We start from the raw sequence: 22,473 nt of genomic DNA on the forward strand, positions 1-22,473 counted from the left end.
CTATTTCTTTTTTAAGGTTGCAATAGACTTTTTTACATATTCATTATCCGGTTCTACCATGAGCCAGAAGTTGAGATAGCCCATTAACCGTTTCATATAAGAGGGATCGGTTGAGCCAACAAACCGCTGATGCTCGACCAGACCTCTTGTTAAAATATAATGGACATTTTTCCTTATTTCGCGCTTCTTTGCTTTGGGAATCATCAGCTTTTCGCCTGAACTAACGGAAATACCGGTAACGATCTTTCGCTTCTTTTCGGTCAGGAAGCGGGTCTTTTTTCGTTGTAATATAAATTTTTCTTCCCTTATTATACGATCAATTTCGGATAGGGTAAGTTCAAAAGAGATATCTTCTCCTGAGAAAGTTAAATCATCTGCATAGCGGGTATATGTCAGATTGTTTTCCTGGGCAACAGAAGCCAGTTTCACATCCATATCATATGCAATAATATTGCTAAGGGCAGGGCTGGTTACCGCCCCTTGAGGAAGTTTACCTTCAAGAGTACATAATTCTGCCAGTACTTGCGATATATTGACCGGATACCCGATCTTTTCAAAGGCCTTTATTATTCTATACTTTTTTATTGACCCGAAAAAATCGACGATATCGGCTTTTAATATCTGTTCATTTCCTAAATGGGCTTTTGCATTATGCGTAACAGAGATGTTTTGACGAAATCCCATACTTGCAGGATGCACATTTACGGAGAGCAATATCCGTTTATAGATTATTTTTTGGAGATTCAGCAAGGTTGCATTTGGTGCCGATATTGTACGATAACCTCCACTTCTTTTACTCAGTTTGAAATGAGAGTAATGTTCAGAAGTATCTCTCAATATCCCGATCAAAGTATTTTTATCAATAATTAAAAAGTTTGCACACCAGGTTATCGCTCCATCATCAAAAGGTAAAGGTTCGGAAAATATACGGGCGAAAATGCTTTGCCTTTTGGCTCTTTTTTCGGTATTGCTTTTCTTTTTTGATAAAAATGAGAAAATAGATTTTTTGTTATTATCCTTTCTCGCCTCTCCTCTATCGTAGTTATCTGCGTTACGGTTATAGTCACTTGTATTCCTGTTATAGTCGTCTTTACTTCCTGTGTTGAAAAATTTGTAAAGCAACCATAATCCCAAAGCTATAATAAGTATGACTAAAATTATATTCATCGTTTAAATAAAAAGAGGATGAGTGTTTACTTTCAGTAATACTTTGATTTATACCTAAGAATCTGAAAGGTTCAGGTAATAAATCAAAGTATTACTGAATCTCAGAAAAGGCATGAACCAACGAGGCGACTACACCTCTTTCTTGCTAAATCTTTTACTCATCCTCTTTACAAAAATAATTATTTTTGTAAGATATTAGTTGCAATGGATAGAAAGATATATTAATGTTCCTATATCTTTTTTCCGTTTGTTTCCGGATCTTGGCAGCAGTTCCGCATTTCGGCAATATTTATCCTTTCATTCCCAATGCAGTAAATGACTTTTAATATTTCCCTGTATAAGGGATAATTAAGTTAATACATTATAGCTATCCGGGATAAGTACATTTGTCATCTTTAACTTATCTACAATCTCTCTCTGTAGTCATCCATAATTGCTGAAAACAGTTCTCCTGTCGTAGGCGGTGTATATGTAATCAAATTAGCTCCGGCTTCAATCGTACGGAGAATACTTTCCGGAGTAGGTCCTCCCGTTGCTATTATAGGAAAATCGGGATGGTTCTTTCTGATGTTACGAACAATGTTTGTCGTGTTCGAGCCTCCTGAAACATTAAATATAGATACTCCCGCCTCCATTCTCGATTCAAAGTCTTCTTTTTCAGATACCACCGTTATAACAATCGGGATATCCAGCCTCGCCTTCATTTCAGAAATCAGGTCGTTGGGTGCAGGCGCATTCAGAACTACGCCATAAGCACCGTTTAACTCCGCATTAATTGCGATATCAATCGAGCGCTGCCCGCTTGTAATGCCTCCTCCTACTCCACAAAACACAGGCGTAGGGGAAATTTCTATAATAGCCTGATTAATTGCAATCTGAGGTGTAAAAGGATAAACCGCGATCACCCCATCGGCATTGTTATTCTTAATGATAGCCAGATCAGTAGAAAAGACCAATGATTTCAATCGTTTACCGAAGATATTAATACCACTCGCGTTGTATATTTCTTCCGGCATTTTGATCGGTTTCTTACGCAGTACCGATTCAATTACTGGGATAGATATTTTGTTCATAAAGCATAAGTATTATCAATTTTAAATCCTTTATAAAAATAAAACCCGAATGTGATAAGAGATGTTTATTCGGGTGGTCTGTAATAATTACTTATTACTATTTATATAGAAATTTTCACTAAAATGGCTGCCAGATAAAAAAAAGCCTATCATAATGAGAGAAGTATCCTCATTATGACAGGCATAACGGACAGGTCTGTATTTATAATGTTTTTTCTATTATATACATAAGTTTTTCAGAAAACGCCTCGTATTTGATACAGAGGATGATTTAAGTATGGTTAGTAAGCTTTAGATGGAAAGTCAGGGTAAATTGATAAATAAGTAAAATCCGGATATTTACTGAAATATCCGGATTTATGCTAAAAAAACGGATTCAATTCCGGCTTCTTATCTTTAAACTTATCGCTTTCAATTGTTGCCAACCCGCTTTATCAGTCAGCCGGACCATAAAATGATAATCTCCGGTATCCACATCCTCAGGAATAAAAATTTCATTATTAGCTTCAAAGGTATTTTTACCCGAAGGAATAGAAAAATCCTGATTATAGACAAATGCCTTTACAGGTGTCTTTTTCGGGTCCAAATCACATTCTGCATCATCTGTACTATGCGAATGATGATCAAAATTATTATGAATTTCGACATTATAATTACCTAATTCCTGATTATCTGCAAATACAGCCCTGAAAGGGAAACTTTCCCCCCGGTACAAAATCATACAGTTTTGCGGACAAGCATTATTGAAACTCATATCTATGGAAGGCTTCTCCATATCCAGGCTGTCTTCATCGTCATTACCGCAAGCCATAACAAGAAGACAACCGAGGCTGTATAGTATAATCTTTTTATTTATCATATCTTTGCTTTCAGTGAATAGCCATTATTCAAAACTACTTCCTATTTATGCTCCTGTAATGGTCAGCTTATCTTTTACTGCTTTGCTTGCACCCTTCGTATCATTGATCCTTATTTCAATAACATACTCTCCGGCTGTAGCTCCTGTTGCTTTCATGTGTTTGTGGAAAGTATATTCTTTTACATCACCTGTAGCAAACTCATCTGTATATGTTTCATTTAAGACATAGATAGCAGGTGTTTCCGGTTTATAGATACGGATACGGATTGATTTTAACGGATCTGCCGCATTCACATTAAACTCAGTATGAATGTTAGATGCTATTGCTGAATTGTTGTTTCCTATTTCTAAAGCGGATATGGCAATCTCTGTTTCCTTAATCTCAATATCCATTGATTTTTCTACAGATTTTCCGTTTTTATCATATACCTTGAAATGAAGATGGTAATCTCCTGCAGGAGCATTGTCAGGTATAAGTATATGTTTATGAAAATCATTCAATTCTGTTTCACCGGCACATACATAAGTAGTATCGAGTTCAAAGGCTGCAACCTCACCTTCGCTATGCATTTCTACAAATACCTTCTCTATTCCATTTTCTGCTTTGATTGATGCTGCTGTTACCACAGGCGCAGTTCCGATATATCCTGTCTTATTATCAGGAAAATCGTGCCCTGCACCAAATGCAAATCCATCGATTGTTATCGATACTTCTGCTTCTTTAAGGGTTAAATCAGATTCAGCAGAGGCAGTTTGTCCAAATTGATCTACTACAAGCAGGTGTAAATGATATTTCCCGGCCGGAGCATCCGACGGAATATCCAGGTGTTCGTGAAAAGTTGCATTTTTATTTCCTATATATTTAGAATCTGTGTAAACTTTTCCAAACTCATAGCTACCGTCGACCTGGTGAATTTCTACCTCAATCTCCTTAATCAAGCCTTCTGCTACGATTTCAGCTTCGATATGCGCATCTGTCCCGATAATAGCCGTTTTGTCATTCGGAGAATCGTGTCCGGAACCCAGTTCAGAAATCTGAATTGTCGGTTTGGCCGGACCCTCGTCATCGTTATCACTACAAGATGAAAAAACGAGTAATGACATGTTCAAGAAAAGGATTGCTCCCCATAATAATTTTTGTTTCATAACATTTAAGAAATTTAGTGGGTTGTGTACCCGGTTAAAAAATATCTAAGCTCATAACATTAAAAATTATATCCCACCATGATTGAGATATTCCGTCCCGGTTCAGGAACATCTATCAGCCGGTAATAACTTGTATGATCGTAATATCTCTTATTTAATATGTTTTGTCCTTGCAAGCGTAATTTTATCTTGTTCCGATTTATTTGCCAACTACGTCCCAGCGACATATTTATTAATTGATACCCTTTTGTTTTTTCTTCGGGAGGCACTATTCTGTTTTGAGAGCCTACCAGCCTGTATTCCAATTGAATCTCTCCATCTGTACCGAATATTTTATTAGAAGGGTGATATGTAACCGAAATATCGGCTGATAAAGGAGGTGAAAAAGGCAGCGTATATCCTTTTTTATCGCCCGATAGTTGTTCTGCATACAAGTATTCGCCTTGTATCCCCAAGGTGATTTGATGGGTTAGTTTGTATTCCAGACTAGTTTCAAAGCCATACCTCATAACTTTCGCTTGTGTATAATAATACATTTGCAGACCCTCATAATATTCGAATGTGGGATTCAGATATATGTAATTTGGGAAATAATTCAGATAAGGTTCCAACCGGATATCCCAAATATCATTCGTCCAGTTAATACCCATATCTATCTGATAAGATTCTTCCGCATTCAGGTTCCTATCTCCTTTTTCATAGCGGAATATGTGATAATTCACCCCGTCAGATCCCAATTCTTTAGGAGTGGGAGCCCGGAAACTTTTCCCTATATTAGCCTTTAACATCCAGTTATCTTTGTCGTAATTAATTCCTGCCGACCAGATAAAGCTGTTGAAATCCCTTTTTAGATTTACAGCCCGCTCTTTATGTACCAAATCTCCATTTTCTACAGGTGTTTCGTACCAGTCGTGATAACTATCAATCTGTACCGATGTCTTGTCTATACGGACCCCGGAATTAACGATCAAATCTTCGGATAAAAAATAACGGTCATAGAGGAAAGCTCCTGAGCTTGTTACCTGAAAATCCGGGATAATAAAGCCCCACCCACCTCTTAAATTATGCTGATGTTCCAGATTAATACCTCCCTGCAAATTGTGCTTGTCCTTTATAGGCAGTTTAAATAAAATATTGGATGTGTATGTGTTTTTATTAAATTTACGCTCCAACGCATCGGGCGGTATAGGCATGTATCCATGTGACACAGGCTCCGACAATTCTTTTCGAAGATTGTTCTGATAAGCAAAATTACCTTCAATATTCCATGCTCCCAGTTGCAAGTGGGAGTTATTGATTACTTTAAAATGGTTCACCGAATGATAGGGCAAGTCAATATCTCTGGAAGATCTGTCATAATCGATATCAGACATGCGTACTTCAAGCCCATGCGCATCAGCAAAGAAGCCGTTCTTTGAATATACATCCGAAACCAAAAGATTTGACCGGAAATTCTTATCTATAAAGCCCAGGGTAATCCCGGCATTTTGATCCTTTCCGGCTGTGTTCCGTAATTTTTTATCTTTAAGTTTGATATAATAGGAATAGTACTGTATGCTATCAGTAGGGACTTTGTAATCACCATAATCTACATAGGTAGCATTAACTTTATAATAAAACTTATTGTTCCGTCCGGCTATCTGACCCGAGAAACCAAGCGATTCATTATTGCTTCTTCCATAGAAATTTATATTTCCTTCGGTTTTAGCTGAAGGAATATAATTATTACGTAAACTGATTACTCCACCGATAGCATCTCCCCCATATAGCAACGAGCCAGGGCCTTTCAGGATTTCAATATCATCTATTGAAAACTGGTCAATCTCTAAACCATGATCTTCTCCCCATTGTTGCCCTTCGTGTTTAATACCATTTTCAGTGACCATCATCCTATTAAATCCAAGCCCTCTGATCGCCGGTTTGGACTGACCTGAGCCGATAGTCATCGCCCTGACTCCCGGTATTTTTCCCAGGCTTTGCATCAGGCTTCCCGAAAAATTATTTTCGATATATGACTTATCGACTTTAACGAGATTCTGAGATGATTTTATTTGAAGGTTTCTCTGACTATCCGCACTTATTGTAACCTCATTCAACTCTATATCATTCTTCTTAAGAATATAATCCTGATGCATCCTATCTCCAATGCTTAATTGCATTGATATCGGAAAATATCCCAATGCATCAATATGGATCGTTATAGCCTCCGATGTTGATATCATAAGCTCAAAGAAACCATTCCGGTCACTTTGTGTTGTTATGTGACTTCCTGCTACAAAAACAGATGCAGCCTCTACCGGCAGTTTTTCTTCAGACATAACAAACCCGCTTATTTTCAATGAAGATTGGGCCGAAGCACTAATATTGAGAAAAAAAAGTATTAAAAGAATATAAGTGAATTTCATTTGTTTTTATAAAATGATGTATTATTTCTTCGGATGACTTCCATACGGATATACTTTTTATCGCATATGTAATATCAATACAAATGTAATAAAAATTCATTTGCAACAATGTTGCAATATAAATTTTATTACATTTATTGGAAATTTTATTAGTATGGGAAAAATATTAGCAACAGAAAAACATGCAACATCTTTATAATAAGAATATTGCATCCATATCACCGGATACTGTATATAAAAAGGTAAACATATACTTATGACGGGATCTGCTGACGGAGAGAAAGCAACATCACTATATTTGCTACCGGGTTAGGATAGTAACGTTCATGCAAGTGGTAAAAGTGTAGATTTCGGGCTAATACTTTCAGAGCATCAGCCGCTAAAATATGAAGAGAATACTATATTTCAATTTCTCTTAATTTTCAGACAATCAGGACAGATGCCTTCAAGCAATATTTGTGCGGAATCAACCTGATATCCGGCAGGTAAATGTAAATTCCTGTCTAATAAAGAAGAATCCAAACACGTAACTTTATCACAATAAGTACAATGAAAATGAGGATGTATCTTTGATAAAACCAGTTGGCTGCTTAAGGCGTATTTTACAGCAGTATTATTCAACACGATGCGATGTATCACCCTTGCTTCTTCTAATGTTTTCAGTGAACGGTAAAAAGTTACACGATCAAATAAATCTAAAAATGCATCTTTTATTTCATTTTCGGTTAAGGCCGTATCATCGCTCTCAATCAATTTATCTATAATACATTTACGACAAACAGTCTTTTTAATTCCATGTTGTTTTAATATCTGTTCTGCATTCATAGTTATTGTTTTTACAAAAATAATAAAAAGACCAAGACAAGCCTCCTGAATATGTAAGAGATATAATAATTAGGAAGAATAATATTACGGGGAAGACAGGTCATAAGGATGTCTTTTCCTGATGTGGTTATTTACAACCGTATATCCAATACTCTCATACTAATCACAAAGATTATTCTAAAAACAGGTCTGATATTCGGACAGAATGAAAATTATAGATTGAAAGAATTCTTATTTACTGTTAATCCTTATCTAAGGAAAGAATGGTGGAACCATGAAACCGGAGCAAAGTCTTTATTTTATCCGTTAATTCCGTAATATCAGCATCCGCAGCAGCAGTAAAAGTGAATATGAAAGAATATGGATTCTCATCATTCAATTCAACCAACGAAATACCTGTAAATTTTGAAGTCTCTTCAATGATAAGAGATGTCTTGGCTTTAATTACAGGATTTAAAGCTTTTATCTTAATATTATGCTCCACAATGTTCTATTTTGGCGTAAAGCTATAAAATAATCTCCTGGTAAAGAGTTAAAATGTCTTTTTAAGTTTTAACCGAAAAGTTAATTTTAGCATAGCCTATTAAAGCAGATGAGGTAATTCACCTCATTCATTCTGGATTGCGAAGCGTATTTCCTGACTTATTATGAAGGTATTCCAACTTACCCTGAAATATATCAGCTATATTGCAGGCCCTATTTTTAGCCTCATTTGCAACGGGACCGGCAAAGAGATTATCTACTGTTTCGGTAAAAAGAGACAACCATCTGTCGAAGTGTGTTTTATTTATAGGTAATTGTGCATGAGGGGGAAATGGGTACCCGAAATACGTCTGTTCTTTAAGTAAAATACTTTGCCAAAAAGAATGCAGCTTGTTGAGGTGCTCATCCCAATGGTTTTGTATCTTATCGTTAAATATAGGCCCTATCAGATTATCTTTCCGGACTTTACCATAAAATGTATTAACCATTTTCTTAATATCATTTATATCTTCAATATCTTTAGCAGGTGTCATATCTGTTTGTCTGTTATACGAGAGTTAAATTATTCATTTTATCAAAGATAACAAAAAGAAATCATCGGATGTCTATATCTGATTTTAGTAGTAATTGGTTTTCTTAAAAATCTGGCTTTCTGACTGAATTCTCATTATATCTTTCAGATTATGGAAAGATACCGGTTCGAAATTGTTATTATCAACTCCGACATCATATTGGGAAGCAAATAATCTGGTCTTCAATGTACCGAATTCAGCCAAATCTCTTGTATGTAAATGCCCGAAAAGGTGCCACGATCCTTTAAAAGATCCCTGCCAGTCCAGCAGAGGATAATGGCATAATACCATGTATAAATACTTGAATGTGACATCATCCTGTAATCTGATGTACAGCATGTCATGTATTTCATCGAAAATAGATAACAATATATTTTCCGGATAATTGGAATCGTGATTTCCTCTTATTAATATTTTTCGGCCATTTAACCGGGTAAAGATATCTACAATACTGGTTTTATCGCAAAAGCCGATATCCCCGAGTACGAATGTTAACCCGTCGGGAGGAACAACCCTATTCCAATTATGAATAAGGCCTTCGTTCATCTCTTCGATATTCTCATATGGTCGGTTGGCAAATTTTATAATCCCATCATGCCCGAAATGGTGATCTGAAGTAAAAAATATTTTATTTGACGACTGATTTATTTTTTTCATCTGAAATTCATCTATTGCACTTTACCTTATTTTCGATCTATCCCTTATACTATTTACTTTTTATCTAACCAAAGTCCTCTCTCTCATTATACAAATATTCCATTTATAGTTAGACTGAGTAAATTTCAAAATGCAAATATAGAGTCATATTTCGTTTTAATTGTATCTGTTAATCTTTTATACTCTTATACATGGAAAATTATCCTTTCTCTAAAATGGAAAGTATAATTCTCTCTTCTTTTGTCAGGGCTGTCAGGCTATCCCTTTCTTCCGCTATATCGAACTGGTCAAAATATTCCTGAAGTGAACCGCTTTCGTATAAGCTTATAATAAGCGGATGTACATAATATTTTCTACATACGGCATGCGTATTCCCTAAAGATACAGCTACCTTATCGAGCGCTTCTACTACTTTTTTCTTTTGTTCCGCCTGCGTTTCAACCAAACCTGATTCCCTGAGTGCTAAAAAAGCGTTGACTGTTCCGCCCCATGTGCGGAAATCTTTCGAAGTAAAATCTTCTCTGCCGATTTCTTTTATATAGGTGTTCACCATTCCCGAATCAATAGTTTTACGTTCCCCGTCTTCATCATAATACTGAAACAACTCCTTACCCGGAATTTCTTTACATTGCTGAATAATCCGTGCCAATTTCGAATTTCGCAGACTAATATCGTGGTACACACCTTTTTTACCTTTAAAGGAAAATATTATTTTATTTCCTTTTACATCTGTATGCCTATTTTTTAGCGTTGTAAGCCCAAACGAACCATAAAGCTTTTCGTAACTGCTATTTCCTACCCGTATGTTAGTACGCTCCATCAAACTAATTACCAACGCCAATACTTTTTCCCGCGGAAGTCCGCGGAGTGCAAGATCTTTTTCGACACTCGCTCTTATTTGAGGTAAAGCATGTGCAAATTGTATCATGCGGTAATATTTACTGTGGTTTCTCAGTGCCACCCACACAGGATGATACCGGTACTGTTTCCTCATTTTAGAGTCAATCCCTGTAGCCTGAAGATGCCCGTTTTCCAACGCGCATATCCAGACATCTTCCCAGGCAGGAGGAATCACCAGTTTCTTGATCCTTTTCAGCACCTTTTTATTGTTCACTTCTTTTCCTTTCAAAAAGTACCGAAACGTTTTCCCCTGCCTTTTGCGTATTATTCCCAGCTGATGATCGGAAATATACACAAGATCAACAGCCTTTACCGTTTTTAGGGGATCATGAAGTATATTTGCCATTTTCGCTGGCGATATTTTTTGAACAATTTTATCGGCCATCTCTGGTTGTTGTATAAATGATTTATTCGAAGAGTTTTTTTTTATATAAAACGTTCCTGATGACGGCTTGGTTCAACAGCATACGTATCCGTTAAATCAACATTAAACAATTATTTCTTATCTATTGTTAGAAGTAAAACCTTTGGATTTTAATTTAATAAAGAAGAAACAATGAATTGGCAAAACATTTTATTCGGTACTGAAGACTTTATTTTCCTTGCTGAAATAGCAATCCGTTCCCTGATAATGTTCATCCTTCTTTTTGCTGGTCTGCGCGTCACAGGAAAACGGGCTGTGAAACAACTATCTATATTTGAACTACTAATCATTATTGCCCTAGGCTCTGCTGCGGGAGACCCTATGATCTATAAAGAGATTGGCATCGTATATGCTCTGGTCGTATTTATTATCGTTTTCCTTTCCTATTGGCTCATTACTAAATGGATCGAACGTTCGGAAAAAATGGAAATCATCCTTGAAGGAAAACCGTATTGTATTATCCATGAAGGGAAAGCATCGAAAGAATCATTAGAACATAGGGAACTGGCAATGGATGAATTCTTTTCAGTACTCCGACACCAGCATATTTTTCATTTGGGGCAAGTGGAAAGTGCCATATTGGAAACAACCGGTGAGCTAAGTATTTTATTCTATAAATCACCTGATATAAAAGCCGGATTACCCATATGGCCGGACTATCTGGAGAAGAAAACCAAGCAAATAAAGCATTCCGGCACATACGCCTGTACTCATTGTGGATATACAAAAATAATAAACGCGGGTGAAGTCAACAGATGCCAGTATTGCAATTGCAATGACGAATGGGTAGAAGCTGTAAACGGAGATCGCGAAAAATAAGCTCAGGAACCATAATTAAAGGAGAACCTCTGACAAGACAAGACTACAATTTATTGAACAATTTACCGGAACAGAAATAGAAAAATTGTAATAAGCATTATAAGAATTTACCCCTGATGTCTATTTTTTTTATCTTTGTGGTAGTCTGAGGATATTTAATTGACTATCAACTTATTTTGAAGATTCTCGCATGAAACGGGCAGTAGATAAGTAAGTAGAAAGTGCTTAGATGCACTTAGTTTTTCATGCTTTCAAATAACTCTGTTATCCATTTGCAAAGATAGGATTTATATATTAATTAGCAAATGATTGAAATAGTTTCTTTCAACCATAAATTAACACAAAAGGCACTTCAACTCGGAAAGCCTTTTGTGTTAATGGTGCTATTAAAAATTATTTCCTTTACCCTTTTCTGGGAATAACATTTTGTCCCGTCCGGTGAAAGGAAGAAATCAAATGTTTCCATTGCCCTCTTATTCGTTATCGGCTCATCGACGGAATAAGTACAACGAACAACAATCGTTAAAATATCGCCTGCATCCCTGTTCTCGTACTTTGCCAGTTCTTCAGGGACACTTTTTCTAAGAGCTGCAATCTGTTCGTTTGTTTTGTCAATGCTGGACTGATACGAGTTTATCATCGTTAGAGACGGTCTGTTGGCGGCTTTCGCTTTTTCTAAGTTTTCAGTAAATAAACTGACTGTTTTTTCAAGCGAGGCCATTTGCTTGTCCCTCTCATCATTAAAATTGTCTGTGATTATTTTAATACTGTCAGCAACGGTTACGCGGCGTACTTCTTCCAGTTTTTCCGCTTTGAAATGCATATCCAATTTCGTACCTCTGCTATTGGTTTGTACGAAATCGGCAATCACTTTTTCATAGGAACTCGTTGTTCCTCCACAGGAGAACAACAATACAAATAATGGTAATAATAAAATTCTCTTCATAACCTTAATTTTTGAAAGTTCACTATTTTCATTTTCCGTCCTTGTCTTTACCCTTGTTTTTGTCTTTTCCACCCGGCTTAAAATTTTCCATCCGTTTGCGTATTTCTTCCCGTAAGCGATCAAGGAATGGTGTCGGATGGTTTCGGATACGCATATCATAGAAATTACGGGCTATATTGTTACCCAATTCGATATTAAACACGCTCTCAAAATATGCTGCTATCTGTATCAGTGGTATTTTTCCGTTGTTAAAGCACCCTTCGGTATCCAATGCGTAGATCAGCTCTATCAGGTCGGTCTTGCTGCCTGTCCAAGTTAGTTTAACCTTCGGGAAAGAGGTGCTGTTGGGCTTTAACATATAGCTGTCCAACAACTCCAACTCCGAAAGAAGATACGCCTGCAACATATCGTTTGCTATAATTTTGGCAACCTTAAAATCTGCGTTGGTTGAAAACTGCGGATCGCGTTCGTAATAGAATGTTTCAAGATATTGCTCAGTGTCGGGTTGGCCGCGAACAAAATAGGCAGCATCGAGGTACGTTGCGCCGGAACGGTAATAACGGTAAAAATCCAGTATCTTATCGTTAAAATCCTGAATAACGTCCAGTTTCCTTTTTAGATATTCCTTTTGCGCCTCCACGCTGGCAACTGGACGGTGCATTTCGATATTATATACTTTCCTGTAATAAATTAGATGGCAGAATATCTTGGGTTTAACCTCTTTAAAAAACAATATTTCCTCGTCCTCGTCCTGAAATTGATATGCTATGATAAATTCCTTTAACTGGTCAAAAGCATTTCCCAGGACATGAGAAGCATCGAGAGATTTTTTTAGGATATTTTTATCTTCGGCCTCGATCTGCTGAATCCTCAGCCTAATCTCTTTCTGTAGTTTTTCGACATAATTTATCATAATCATGAATTTAAGATTTAATATTTCTATGAGTGTAGTACAAATTCTTACATACCTAATTATCTGATAGATCGAAGACTTCAGGAAGCATCCTAGATTTAGCATTTTGAATTTCACATTTCCCCCTTCCATTTTATGGCAATCCCTATCATAAATCTCCACCTGACAGCCTCGCTTTATCGAAAAGAAGGCATCGGTAACTTCGACAACTATTTTCCCGAAAATCCGCAAGAAAGCTATCTTTTTGCATTGAGAGTTATAGGTTTCTATCCGGCTACCGTTGAGAACCACAAAAAAATCGTCGCCTACGCTTTGTACTTCTTTGCCGGATGATCGCATGGCGGTGATTTTATCGCCCGAAGAATCGTAGGTTTTTATCCAAGAGCCCATGATGTGGACATTCAGAAGATTTTGCGCAAACAAATTTGGTATTAAGCCCAGCAGAAAGTTCATAAGTAATACATATTAATTTATCTTTTCCATCTTTTATGTGTCCATAACCAGCCGTATGGTTCTTCCTTGATATTTTCCGCCAGTAAATCAACATATTTCTGGCTTATTTCTCCTTCATTCGTAGATTCTGCTTCGGAGCATACAGGGATACACGTTACTTTATAATTTCCTTTTGATGGCTGTGTAATATGCAGGTAGATAACTGCCGACCGACTTATACGCGCCAGCTTCTCCATACCCGAAAAGAGATAGGTTTCCTGATTCAACAACTCGAATTTATATTTATCATCTTTTATCCGGGGGCATTGGTCAGACAAAAACAGATAAACAGCAGGGGATGATTTTTGTGTCAGAATATGACGTATAACCGATTTGTCAGGTATTAACTTCATTCCGAACCGTGACCGGAGTTTAATCATTAATCTGTTCATTATGCCCGACCGCAGAGGCTTATAAACGGCATACATATCGTGGCGAAGTTTATAAGGCATAAAATTCAGCATTTCCCAATTACCGCAATGTCCCAAGCAAGCAATAACATTCCGTCCAGCGTTCATGTGCCTGTCTATAAGTTCCAAATTTTCAAACGTTATCTTCTTATCAAGAACCTCTGCCGGAGCGGATATGCTTTTAAGTATTTCGGCAAAGTAGGCGGCAAAACAGGTATAGAATTTCTTTACCACACAGCGAATTTCTCCGTATTTCATATCGGGAAATGAACGTGAAACATTTTGGATTACGACCGCTTTCCTATATCCGATAACATGATAGGCAAGGAAAAAAGCAAATGAAGCCATTGCATACAAAAATGCCATAGGTATCAGGCTTACGGTATAAGCAATACCATAGACACTTTTGTATGCAATGGTTTGTAAAATTTGTTTCATTATTATTCTTTTATTTCAATAACTTTTTTCTTACCCAATCCCACTTTTGCCAACATTTTATCCATCACGCAATAAACCACCGGAACAACAATAAGCGTCAGGAACATAGAACTAATCAATCCCCCAATCATAACCCAAGCCAGACCGTTTTTCCATTCGGCCCCTGCTCCGGTTGCCAATGCAATAGGAAGCATACCTATTACCGTTGCAGCCGTTGTCATCAGAATGGGACGGAATCGTTGTCGGGTTGCCTCAATGAGTGCGGCTTTCAGTTCCATGCCTTTTTCTTTCGACTGATTAGTGAAATCGACTAAGATGATGGCGTTTTTGGCGACAAGCCCTATGAGTGCAAGTAAGCCCAGCAGAGTAAACAGGTTAAGGGTATCCATCGTCAGAGCCAAAGCGAGTAATGCACCTATTATGGCAAGAGGAATAGAGATTAATACTACAAAGGGATACACGTAGTTATTGTATAATAATACCATGATGAGGTAAACCAACAGAATGGAAATGATGAGCGCTATTCCCATTGTGCCAAAACTTTCGTCTTGCATTTCAAGTTCGCCGCCGGGAATTATCGTGATGTCTTCCGGCAAATCAAGGGAGTTTATTAGTTGGCTAACATCTTGCCCGATGTCGCCAATGGGACGACCGCCAACCTGACAATTCAGCGTTATGCAAGCACTACGGTTACGGCGTTCCAAAATACCCGGCGCATTGCTTTCTTCTATCCGTGCAAACTGTTTCAGTTTGACTGCTTCGTCGGAGGTATTTATGAATGTGAGATTTTCAACGTCCGCCGTACTCCTGCGGTCGAAATTGTCAAGGCGGGTATTGATGTCGTATTCGTATTCATTTTGCCTGAATTTTGCATCATTGTTTCCGCTGAATGCGTTTCCCAATCCCATACCCAACATTTCAAAAGGGATTCCTAATGCCGCCATCTTTTCACGGTCAGGAATGATCCTGATTTCGGGACTGCTTTCTTCGACTGATAATTTGGGATCGACTATCCCTTTTACAGATTTGATATTGTGGAGAAGAAGATTGGCTGCCGTCCGCACGGAATCAATATGATGTCCGGTAATGTAATACTGTATCGGAGCTTCATCTATATTTCCCATTAGGTCGGTCGTTGCCACCCATATTTGTGCTTCAGGTATATGCTGTTGCAGAAAAAGTTTTGCTTCCCGTGAAAAATCGGAAGTTGAAATATTACGCTGATTATGCGGAATCATCTTTACCCGCAAATCGGCTAAGCGGGCTTGCGGTTGTCCGTTTTCTTCCGCGCCTATGGTGGTAAATACGGTTTCGACTAAGGGGCTGCTTCTCAAAATATTTTCCGCTTGGTAAGTGATTTGGTTGGATTGTTCTATGGTAACATCGCGGGGCAGTTCCAGCTTCATAACAAATTGCCCTTGATCGCCCATCGGAGCAAAGTTGCTTCCGATAAAACCGAACGCTATCAGGCTTACAGAGCCTATCAAAGCCGCAAGAGTAACCACCAACGTAATCAGCTTATGCGACAAAGACCAACCTAAAAGACTTGAAAACCATTTGGCTATCCTCTCTATCCGGTTCTCAAAAGCCCGAATGCCTCGTCCGATAAAGCCCTCGCGGTTAAATTCATCTATTTTTCCAAACCGGGAGTAAAGTAGCGGAACTACGGTAAAAGAAACCAACGAACTGAATAGTACAGCAATAGCGATAGTAACGGCAAATTGGCGAAATACATTGGCAATAATCCCCTGTGTCAAAGAAATAGGGATGAACACCACCACCAGCACCAGTGTAATGGAAACGATTGTACCGCCTATCTCACGAAGTCCATCGTATGCCGCCTGCATCCTGTTTTTCCCCATTTCCATGTGACGGTGGATATTCTCGATAACGACAATGGCATCATCGACCAAAATGCCGACCACCAGCGTTATCGCCAACAATGACATCAGGTTAAGGCTGAAACCGAACAGATACATGACAATGAACGTGGAAACGAGCGATAGCGGAATGGCTATGGAAACAATAATGGAATTTCGCACACTACACAAAAATAGTAGCATTGTAAAGGCTACCAGAATGATAGCTATTACAAGGTCGATCATCACGGAGTTGGAGGCTTCTAATGTAAATTCGGCATTATCAGCCGCTATCATAAAATCTAACCCGGAGGCTTCATATTCTGATTCTAAGGCATCCAGTATCCCCCGTGTAGTTTCGGATATTTCTACGGTATTGGCATCGGTAGAACGTTGTACTGTAATACCAATAGACGGTATTCCATTTATCCGGCTAAGGGTTTCGATCTCCTTGCTTCCGTCGTGTATGTCCGCAACATCCTTCACTTTTACGGCTGTTCGATCAGGCATATACTTCAATATCACATTCTCAATATCAGCAAGGCTGCTATATTTCCCCTGTAAACGAATTTGCGTTTGTTTATTGTCGCTTTTAATCTTTCCCGTAGGAAAATCAAGGTTAGAGTTAATCAATACATTACTAATGTCGAGAATGGAAAGCCCGTATGCCGCCATTCTTTCCTCATTGATATTTACCTGTATTTCACGTTCATTCCCACCGATAAGTGTAACCTGTGCCACACCCGGTATTCTCTCCAAAGCAGGTTTTATTTCGTGGTCGATGAGGTCATAAAATTCTGTTTCGCTCATATTTGCGACTGCTCCGATTGTCATAATGGGAATATCCGCGAGGCTAAAATCATTTATAGAGGGTTCTTTCACGCTCTCCGGCAGGTCGGAACGTATGGCATTTACCTTTCGCTGTGCATTTTGAAGGGCTTTATCCAAATCACTCCCAGCCTTTAACCGGATAGTTACCAAAGAGAAGTTCTCTATTGAGGTAGAGGTAATTTCTTCAATTCCTTCGATAGAAGAGACGGCATCTTCTATCTTTTTGGTTACGGAATTTTCCACTTCACTGGCTCCGGCTCCCGGATATAGGGTGCTGACGGAAATAACGTCAAACTCCATGCGGGGCATTAATTCCCTGTTAAGCTGTGTCAAAGAATAAACGCCGAAAAAAGCGAGTATAACAAACATCACGACAACAGTAGTCGGACGAGTGATTGACATTTTTATGATGTTCATGTTTTATAAGTTTAGAATGGATACCTCTGTACCGTCAATCAAATTGATTTGTCCGCTTTTTACAACGACATCATCGGGCGATATACCATCGGTTATTTCAATATATTCTCCGTCCGAAATGCCAACCTGTACGGCTACTTTATAGGCTTTAGAATCCCTTATCACAAATACCTGCGGGTCTTTCATGCCGCCTACAATCGCTTCTCGGCTTACTACGGGAGTATTGCGGTTGTTCCCGTCCACATTAAAAATAGCGGTGGCGAACATACCGGGCCTTAGCCCCTGATGATTCAATACCAATTCGACCGAATAATAGTATTGGTCGTTGCTTTTAGGAGAAATAGCCTCAATTCTGCCTGTAAATGTGCTGCCGGGATATACGTCTGTCGTAATGACCGCTTCCATGCCTGTTTTTAGCTTCAATACTTCTTTTTCCGTTACGTTGGCATACATTCTCAATGCTTTATTATCCACAATATCAATAACACTACTGCCAACGGAAAGCAACGTCCCTTCCTCGAAATAATCTTTGTTAATGACCCCGGAAGCGGGGGAGGTAATGGTCGTATTACATAACTGGTCTTGTAAGTCGGTTATTCTGCTCTCGATACTGCGTAGGGTAATTTGGGCATCTTCCAGTTCCCGTACCGTTACCGCACCAATGGACGCGAGATTTTGGAAACGCTCCACATCTTTTTTCGCTTTCGCTAAATCCAATTCGGAGAGCCGTATATTTTCCCGTATTACATTGTTTTCAAGTTGTGCGATCACGGTTCTCCGGCTGACAACATCGCCTGCCTTTTTGTGTTTTCTTATAACAATACCCTGCGTCTTTGAATAAACAGCCACCTCGTTTTCCGAATCAATACGACCGTTCACGCTTATTTTTTCGCTCAAATCAATATATTGGGGTTTCTCAACCATGACGGGAACTACTGTATTTACGGTCAATGATAATTCGGCATTCCGGTCAATGGTTTGTTTATTATCGACCAGCTTCCATGCGATAAGGCCGACGATGGAAACAGTTACTATAATTGGGATTACTATTTTTGATTTCATTCTTAATTGTTACTTAATAAGTATTTAAGTGTACCGCTTGCTTTCAACAAATCTATTTCTGTCTTTTTGTAGCGGATGAGTTCTGTGGTATAGGCTATTTTTACTTCATGCAAAGAGGTTTCCGTTTCAAGGAGGTCTGTTATACTCGCCAAACCTTCGGTGTACAATGCCATTGTCTGGCTATATACTTTCTCGGCCAGCTTCAGGTTCTCGGATTGCACCTGTACCAATTCGTAGATTACTTCCATTTGATTTTTCGCGTTCAGGTAATTGGCTGACAGGGTTTGCTGTGTTTCCCGAATGTTCCAATCCAAACTTTGTAGCTGTGTTTGTTTTTGTCTTATCTTGCTTCGCTTGCCTAAACCATCAAAAATTGGAATGGTTAAACGAACCCCGACGATGGCAGAGCTATACCACGGCTCTCTCGTTAGATTCAGCCTGTTTGATTGGAATTGATACCCGGCGGAGGCTATTGCCGACAATGTTGGCATATACTCCATTTTATGACTACGGATTTCAAGTTCCAACATTTCTTTTTGTTTGTTCAATACGTCGAGTTCTATCCTGTTTTGCGGCTGTGAATAGCCTCGAAGTTCGGATAGACCAATGCTTTGAACTTCCGAATCGTCCACATCAAAAGCATCTTCAATGGGAATACCGATTAGGATTTGCAGATAACGTTTCTGCTGCAATATGACGTTTCCCATATTTTTACCTCTTGCCCGTAAATTGGTTAGGTTTACCTTAATACGGTTCAAATCGACTTCCCTCGTTACGTTTTCTTCCACTCGCTTTTCCATTAGCCGACAAAGCGAATCCTGCATGGATACCATATAATGAATGTTTTCCAATTCCTGCATACTGTTAAGAATGTCATAGAAGGCATTGCTTACATCGAAAATCACTTCTTCTCTTGTCATAGCTGCCCGAAGACTTTGAAGTTCCTGATTGTTCTTGGCTATCTTAATCCCCGTAAATAAGGTGGGCGAAAAGATTATTTGTTCAACGGAAACGCCAAAATCCAATTCGTTCTTTGAACCCATCTGAACAGGGATTTGCATTCCGCTCTCGCCGATAAGTTCGCCGGGCAACATCGTTGTGGGTAAAACCAAACTATGGTCGAAACCACCCGAAGCGTTTATCTGCGGCAACACATTCGACCGGGCTTCGTTTATCTGATAACCAGCCTCACTGACATCGAGATTTGCCCTATGCGCGGCATAGCTGTTATTGATGGCAAAGTCGAGGCATTGCCCAAGCGTAAACTTCTCATTTGAATTTTGCGCCATGACACTATTGCCTGTTATCAATAGGGCAAACAAAACCTGAATCGTCCTCATTTCCCGAAATTGTATTTGATTCCGAGAGACACGTATGGGGAAACAGCGAAATAATAATCATTATCCGCTGCAAACACTCCCTTCAAAGTTCGGTCGCTGTAAGAAGCCGGACGGAACAGGTTTAGCCCTGCCATAGCAGTCATGGATAATCCGGTTTTGCCAACCTTTATTTCGGGACGAAACCCCGTAACGATATATTGGTGGGAGAATATGACATCTTTGCCGTCCTTTTCAAGCAAAGCTGCCTGTCCATTCATTTCTAAAGCATACGATAGTTTAAACCAATCGTTGAAACTATAACCTGCTGATACGTCCAACCCTTCGACCAGCTCTACATTCATATCGAACTTCCCATCAAGTTCCCAATTAAGATACACGGCAGGGAATATCATCGGATAACCCAATGAACTATTGATAGCCACACCGCCGCCAATAGATAGATTGGGTTTCAGGTGGCGGATGAAGATAATTCCGCCGCTTCCAAGTACGTGCTTGAACCTGATTTTAGAAAGATCGGCCGAAGGAGCGAGTACCGCCACGCCCGCACTTGCCCGCATCGACCATTTGTCGTTTAACGGTCGTAAGTGGTAAAGCCCTACCTGTAAATTCATGATTTCGGAAACCATATCGTCCGTGAAATTTTTGTTGTTCAACGAAGTGTACGACCCGCCAAGACCAATCCCCCAAGCAGTCGGACGATTGTTCTCATTCAGTTTCACGGATAGGGGCATATTGAACGCTCCCTGATAAACTACGGCGGAACCATTGGCATCGCCTATTTTCTCTTTTGGCTTTTCGCCGGGAGGCAGGAAATAATAACCGGAATTTCCGAGATATTCGGTTTTGAACGATAATTGTTGTGCTTTCCCTTCCAGACATAGAAGGGTTCCCAATACTACTAAGAACAATGATGCTAACTTCATGATTTTTAATTTTATGTGTTTATACTCGTTTAATTTTTCAGCAAAGGAACGATGAATAACGCAATGCTGAAAGCGAGAAACCATAGAGTTAAGAATCGACAAAGTGAAATGCAGAAAAAAGGGCATGGAATTTTTCCATACCCTATTCAAAAAGAAGAATAGTTATTTTGGGGTTATTCCAGAATCCCATCCATCCATTTTAGGAAGTCGGGCACACGTACACGGCTGACTAAGACCTCGTGTGGACAGGCAGGTTGGAAGGAGAGTTTCAAGCGACTGTTAAAGTATTTGGCAACATTCTCGATTGACTTCACATTGCCGATACAATTACGCGATACACGGAAAAACATACGGCTATCAAGCTGCTGTTCTAATTGGTCTAACGTGTAATTGATGATATACCGTTTATTGTGAAAAGTATGTAGGAATACAACCCCTTCTTCACTGTAAAAATGAGCAATATCCGCTGTTTCTATATAATGATAGTTTTCTCCTTTCGATATAAGGAAACGGTTTTTGTTTTTGGTAACCAATAACTGCTCGAAGCTCTTCGGATCGGTTTTGTGAGAATCAGTATGGAAGATATTCTCAAATTTGGTTAATGCCGCTTCTAATTCCTTCTCGTCAAAAGGTTTTAACAGGTAATCAATACTATTCAGTTTGAATGCCTTAATAGCGTGTTCATCATAAGCGGTGGTAAATATTACAGGCGTAGAAACTTCTACATGATTAAATATCTCGAAGCAGTTGCCGTCGGCAAGACGGATATCTAAAAGTATTAAATCGACAGTAGAAGTTTTCAGAAACGCAATGGTATCTATGACTGTTTTCGTCCGCTTTTCCAACGAATAACAGGGACGTAATTCCGTCATCATACGTTTTAACTCTTCGTATGCAAATCGCTCATCTTCTACTATCAGGTACTTCATAGCTGTATATAGGGGATTTTTACAATAAACATTTGGGGTGTATGCTCGACAACTACATCTTTGGCATACAATTTATATTGCTTTGTGAGATATTTCAACCCGATTCCTCCTTTATCCGTATCATTCGAGGGTTGGATATTGTTCTCTACTGTAATGTATTCACTTCCGATAGTAATTTTTATATCCAATGGCATTTCTTCCGTTGCGACATTGTGCTTGAATACATTTTCTATCAGTAATTGAAGGGTAAGGGGAATAATCATGTTACTTTCATTGGCGCACGTTTTGTTTACCGTAAAAGTAAAAGAGTTTTCAAATCTCATTTCCATTAGGAAGATGTATGATTCCAGTGCATCCAAATCTTCTTCAACAGAAACCATCGGTCGCCTATTTAGGGAAAGTACATACCGATAAGTCTTTGACAAGGCTTTGGTAAACTTATTCGCATTATTCGGATTCATATATATTAATGACGATAATACGTTCAGCGAATTAAACAGAAAATGCGGGTTTATCTGCGCCCTCTGGAAAATCCAGTGAGCGTTGCCCCCTCGTGCCAGTCTAAATTGACCCCATGTACCAA

20 protein-coding genes are annotated in these 22,473 nt (G+C 38.8%); 1 reads left to right on the forward strand and 19 read right to left on the reverse strand.

The window, feature by feature from the left end:
- From ACFO6W_RS05530 to ACFO6W_RS05575, 10 genes are all read right to left on the reverse strand, one after another.
- A complete protein-coding gene (locus ACFO6W_RS05530) occupies positions 1-1,167 on the reverse strand; it encodes a retron St85 family RNA-directed DNA polymerase (protein WP_379994382.1) in 1,167 nt (388 codons plus the stop codon).
- A gap of 404 nt (positions 1,168-1,571) precedes the next feature.
- Positions 1,572-2,240 carry a hydrolase gene (locus ACFO6W_RS05535; RefSeq protein WP_379994383.1) on the reverse strand — a complete coding sequence of 223 codons (669 nt, stop codon included), beginning with the start codon at positions 2,238-2,240 and terminating at the stop codon, positions 1,572-1,574.
- 376 nt (positions 2,241-2,616) lie between these two features.
- Positions 2,617-3,099, reverse strand: coding sequence for a DUF4625 domain-containing protein (locus ACFO6W_RS05540; protein ID WP_379994384.1), 483 nt, complete (start codon positions 3,097-3,099; stop codon positions 2,617-2,619).
- Positions 3,100-3,144: 45 nt separating this feature from the next.
- The gene (locus tag ACFO6W_RS05545) at positions 3,145-4,245 is read right to left on the reverse strand and encodes a DUF4625 domain-containing protein (RefSeq protein ID WP_379994385.1); all 1,101 of its coding nucleotides are present in this window, start codon (positions 4,243-4,245) and stop codon (positions 3,145-3,147) included.
- A 59-nt stretch (positions 4,246-4,304) separates the two neighbouring features.
- Positions 4,305-6,650: a TonB-dependent receptor gene (locus tag ACFO6W_RS05550; RefSeq protein ID WP_379994386.1), complete on the reverse strand. Its 2,346-nt coding sequence runs from the start codon at positions 6,648-6,650 to the stop codon at positions 4,305-4,307.
- 405 nt (positions 6,651-7,055) lie between these two features.
- Complete coding sequence (locus tag ACFO6W_RS05555; protein ID WP_379994387.1) at positions 7,056-7,475, reverse strand: Fur family transcriptional regulator; 420 nt, start codon at positions 7,473-7,475, stop codon at positions 7,056-7,058.
- Positions 7,476-7,716: 241 nt separating this feature from the next.
- Complete coding sequence (locus ACFO6W_RS05560) at positions 7,717-7,959, reverse strand: hypothetical protein (protein ID WP_379994388.1); 243 nt, start codon at positions 7,957-7,959, stop codon at positions 7,717-7,719.
- Between the two features lie 127 nt (positions 7,960-8,086).
- Complete coding sequence (locus ACFO6W_RS05565) at positions 8,087-8,491, reverse strand: group III truncated hemoglobin (RefSeq protein ID WP_379994389.1); 405 nt, start codon at positions 8,489-8,491, stop codon at positions 8,087-8,089.
- Positions 8,492-8,575: 84 nt separating this feature from the next.
- Positions 8,576-9,187 (reverse strand): metallophosphoesterase, encoded by a 612-nt coding sequence (locus tag ACFO6W_RS05570; protein WP_379994390.1) that lies wholly within the window; start codon positions 9,185-9,187, stop codon positions 8,576-8,578.
- 199 nt (positions 9,188-9,386) lie between these two features.
- Positions 9,387-10,433, reverse strand: coding sequence for a DNA topoisomerase IB (locus ACFO6W_RS05575; RefSeq protein WP_379994391.1), 1,047 nt, complete (start codon positions 10,431-10,433; stop codon positions 9,387-9,389).
- Between the two features lie 210 nt (positions 10,434-10,643).
- Between ACFO6W_RS05575 and ACFO6W_RS05580 the strand changes: the two genes are divergently transcribed.
- Positions 10,644-11,330, forward strand: coding sequence for a DUF421 domain-containing protein (locus tag ACFO6W_RS05580; protein WP_379994392.1), 687 nt, complete (start codon positions 10,644-10,646; stop codon positions 11,328-11,330).
- Positions 11,331-11,682: 352 nt separating this feature from the next.
- Here the strand turns inward: ACFO6W_RS05580 and ACFO6W_RS05585 are convergent, their stop codons facing one another.
- The 9 genes from ACFO6W_RS05585 to ACFO6W_RS05625 form a co-directional block, all read right to left on the reverse strand.
- Positions 11,683-12,276 carry a hypothetical protein gene (locus ACFO6W_RS05585; RefSeq protein WP_379994393.1) on the reverse strand — a complete coding sequence of 198 codons (594 nt, stop codon included), beginning with the start codon at positions 12,274-12,276 and terminating at the stop codon, positions 11,683-11,685.
- A 28-nt stretch (positions 12,277-12,304) separates the two neighbouring features.
- Complete coding sequence (locus ACFO6W_RS05590) at positions 12,305-13,189, reverse strand: RteC domain-containing protein (RefSeq protein ID WP_379994402.1); 885 nt, start codon at positions 13,187-13,189, stop codon at positions 12,305-12,307.
- 470 nt (positions 13,190-13,659) lie between these two features.
- Positions 13,660-14,529: a lysophospholipid acyltransferase family protein gene (locus ACFO6W_RS05595; RefSeq protein ID WP_379994394.1), complete on the reverse strand. Its 870-nt coding sequence runs from the start codon at positions 14,527-14,529 to the stop codon at positions 13,660-13,662.
- Between the two features lie 2 nt (positions 14,530-14,531).
- The gene (locus ACFO6W_RS05600; RefSeq protein WP_379994395.1) at positions 14,532-17,636 is read right to left on the reverse strand and encodes an efflux RND transporter permease subunit; all 3,105 of its coding nucleotides are present in this window, start codon (positions 17,634-17,636) and stop codon (positions 14,532-14,534) included.
- A gap of 3 nt (positions 17,637-17,639) precedes the next feature.
- Positions 17,640-18,698, reverse strand: a complete 1,059-nt coding sequence (locus ACFO6W_RS05605) for an efflux RND transporter periplasmic adaptor subunit (RefSeq protein ID WP_379994396.1) — start codon at positions 18,696-18,698, stop codon at positions 17,640-17,642.
- 2 nt (positions 18,699-18,700) lie between these two features.
- Positions 18,701-20,038: a TolC family protein gene (locus ACFO6W_RS05610; protein WP_379994397.1), complete on the reverse strand. Its 1,338-nt coding sequence runs from the start codon at positions 20,036-20,038 to the stop codon at positions 18,701-18,703.
- The gene (locus ACFO6W_RS05615; RefSeq protein ID WP_379994398.1) at positions 20,035-20,961 is read right to left on the reverse strand and encodes a DUF6268 family outer membrane beta-barrel protein; all 927 of its coding nucleotides are present in this window, start codon (positions 20,959-20,961) and stop codon (positions 20,035-20,037) included. The genes ACFO6W_RS05610 and ACFO6W_RS05615 overlap by 4 nt, the downstream gene beginning before the upstream one ends.
- Before the next feature lie 173 nt (positions 20,962-21,134).
- Positions 21,135-21,890: a LytR/AlgR family response regulator transcription factor gene (locus ACFO6W_RS05620; protein ID WP_379994399.1), complete on the reverse strand. Its 756-nt coding sequence runs from the start codon at positions 21,888-21,890 to the stop codon at positions 21,135-21,137.
- On the reverse strand, positions 21,887-22,473 hold a 587-nt coding region (locus ACFO6W_RS05625; protein ID WP_379994401.1), incomplete at its 5' end, for a sensor histidine kinase. The genes ACFO6W_RS05620 and ACFO6W_RS05625, both read right to left, overlap by 4 nt.

Source organism: Dysgonomonas termitidis (assembly GCF_042654545.1).
In the GTDB taxonomy this organism is placed as follows: domain Bacteria; phylum Bacteroidota; class Bacteroidia; order Bacteroidales; family Dysgonomonadaceae; genus Dysgonomonas; species Dysgonomonas termitidis.